Origin of the sequence: Enterobacter cloacae complex sp. S1, assembly GCF_014930525.1 — a bacterium.
In the GTDB taxonomy this organism is placed as follows: Bacteria; Pseudomonadota; Gammaproteobacteria; order Enterobacterales; family Enterobacteriaceae; genus Enterobacter; species Enterobacter hormaechei_C.
In genome coordinates this window covers 1-2,622 of the sequence record NZ_JADBRE010000068.1, presented here as the reverse complement: position 1 = coordinate 2,622, position 2,622 = coordinate 1, and the positions used below count along the sequence as shown (strand labels likewise).

Sequence of the window (2,622 nt, the reverse complement as noted above, 5' to 3'; positions counted from 1 at the left end):
TTTATATAGGAAAATTCGGTTTATAATCGGCTGCTGGTTGTGTTTTTTCGTTTTGGTAGGTATGGCAATGTGCGAAAGAATGTTTGAAAAAGGTCTTTATTCTGAATGGGTTATACGCAATAGCCTGTACTGGATGACTTCGCTTACTCAGTGGAAGCTTTGTGAAGATATATCCTCTTGGACAATCTCTTTTGAAAACGATAGTCCCGAATGCCTCTATGAATTCGAGAGGCTGCTGAATGATTACACTTTGCGAGAAAAACTACAGCATAAAACAGGGGCGTTGAGAGATTCTATTGTCCATAAAGTGCTTCGCAGTGTCGATGAAAGGCTTTCGTGATGGAATTGATGCCATTCAATTTTGACAGATTGCCTAATGGACAGGTGTTTATAAGCAACCTCGCTGGTTTTCATCACTTCATTGATGAGCAAGAGCTGCTTGATCTTTCTAATGAGCAAATCAATGCGGAGCAATCAAACGCACTAGAAAGCAAGCTGTTCATAACCAACGAAAGCTCATCAGGTATTGCTCCCTATGCTTTAAGTTCTGCTTTTGCAAAACGATTGATGAATGAACTGGCGATCAGGCCAATTTTCATGATTGTGCCCACATTACGTTGCGACCATACCTGCAAGTATTGTCAGGTCAGTAGAGCTTCAGTGAACGCCTCTGGTTATGATCTAGATCCCGATCTCATCCCTGATATCATTTCGACTATCAAAAAACTATCGACACCACCTTACAAGATAGAGATACAGGGTGGAGAGCCACTCTTGCGGTTCGATTTAATTCAGTCTATCTATGAGCAATGTATTGAAACGCTGGAAAGCACCGATTTTGAGATGGTGATAGCATCAAGCCTGTCTGTCTTGAATGAGGATATGCTTGAATGGTCGAGAGACAGGAACATAACGTTCTCTGTTTCGCTTGATGGTGAGGAAGTTGTTCACAACAGTAATCGAATTCTTGGTCATGGGCTTGCTTATAGTAAAACAGTATCAGGAGTAGAGGCTATCAAACGGTCTTTAGGCGCTGGTCGCGTTGCAACGGTTACTACAGTTACTAAAGATCTTATCAGGCATCCTGAATCGATTGTCCAGGCTCACTTGTCTCTTGGCCTCAAGGACATGTTTATCCGACCTGTTAGTCCCTATGGGTTTGCACAAAAAGCATCGTTCACCTTTTCTATGGACGAATACTTAAGTTTCTATGCCTCGTTGATAGATGAAATCCTTAAGATGAATAATGAAGGGATAAGGGTTGTGGAACATTCGGCCTCCATTCATCTGAAAAGGATCTTCAATCCCGGCTTTAGTGGTTATGCGGATTTAAAGTCGCCAAGCGGGGTCGTGCTTAACAGTATTCTTTTCAATTATGACGGTCGAGTATATGGTAGCGATGAGAGCCGTATGTTGCAGAAGGTGAACCCTGAAACGGAGTTCAGTGCGGGTGAGGTTAAAACGCTATCATTTTCTAAGAGTCCTTACTATAACGCAGTGTTGAGTTCATCGTTCAATTTTGCTCTGCCAGGTTGTGATACATGTGCATATCAACCATTTTGCGGTGCAGATCCATGCCAGAACATAAGTGTACAGGGTGAGCCTGTTGGTGATAGGAGTCGTTCAACGTTTTGTCAGTATCACAAGGGGATGTTCAGGTATCTGATGAACTGCATCTCAGAAGGTGGTCCGAAGGCTGAGATGCTAAAAGGATGGGCATATGTCTGAGGTTATTAGGAACGATATCTTTCATTTTGCTTCAAAAAAGAATGTGCCCACGGGGTTCTATCGGTTATGCAAACAAAAACCAATGAACCCTTTATTCTTTTTGCCCAATTTACTGGTAGTTGCTGAAGGCAATAATGATGCCATTCAACCATACTTTGATTTCTCTGTTATTAGCACTGAATTATATGAGTCAATTGAAGATGGAGATATTGGGATAATCAACAATGGCAATATGATACGCGTAATTCTGTCCCGCAGAGCCAATCATAATACTGTCTTAGTAACGGAACGCTGCAATAACTTATGTCTGTTTTGTTCGCAGCCACCAAAGAAATCAAATGATGACTGGCTACTTACCCAATCAGCTCTTGCTATAGCTTCATTTGGTTTGGATGGAGTTGTTGGGGTCAGCGGTGGAGAACCTTTGCTGTATGGAGATGATTTCCTTCACTTCATTGATTTTATCATCGAGAATTCACCAGATACTGCTTTGCATGTTTTAACAAACGGACGCAAATTTGCTGATATCAACTTTACTCAGGAAATGGCAAAGCGAAGCAAAAAGATCAAAATCACCTTTGGTATCCCGCTCTACTCATCAAGACCACTTGTGCATGATCATCTGGTAGGGAGTGATGGCGCATTTAATGAAACGGTTAAGGGGTTAATCAATGCAGGAAACTCAGGGATTAATATCGAACTTAGAGTTATTCCGACACTGGCTAACTATACAGAATTGGATGATATTGTAGACTTCGTTGGCCGAGTGTTCTCCAACATTAATCAGATTTCCCTTATGGGGCTGGAATCTATCGGTTGGGCACGAAAGAACTGGTCAACAATCTTCATTGAGCACAGCAGTTATAGTGAGAAAATAACCTCCGCCATAGACGC

General features: G+C 41.9%; 3 protein-coding genes. All 3 read left to right on the top strand.

Annotation, left to right across the window (positions count from 1 at the left end; all coding sequences use genetic code 11):
• The first annotated feature begins 61 nt into the window (after positions 1–61).
• A complete protein-coding gene (hxsD, locus tag IM290_RS21405; RefSeq protein WP_097477502.1) occupies positions 62–340 on the top strand; it encodes a His-Xaa-Ser system protein HxsD in 279 nt (92 codons plus the stop codon).
• Positions 340–1,728, top strand: coding sequence for a His-Xaa-Ser system radical SAM maturase HxsB (hxsB, locus tag IM290_RS21400; RefSeq protein ID WP_087828286.1), 1,389 nt, complete (start codon positions 340–342; stop codon positions 1,726–1,728). The genes hxsD and hxsB overlap by 1 nt, the downstream gene beginning before the upstream one ends.
• Positions 1,721–2,622 (top strand): His-Xaa-Ser system radical SAM maturase HxsC (gene hxsC, locus IM290_RS21395; RefSeq protein WP_193354508.1); only part of this gene is annotated, 902 nt, incomplete at its 3' end. The genes hxsB and hxsC, both read left to right, overlap by 8 nt.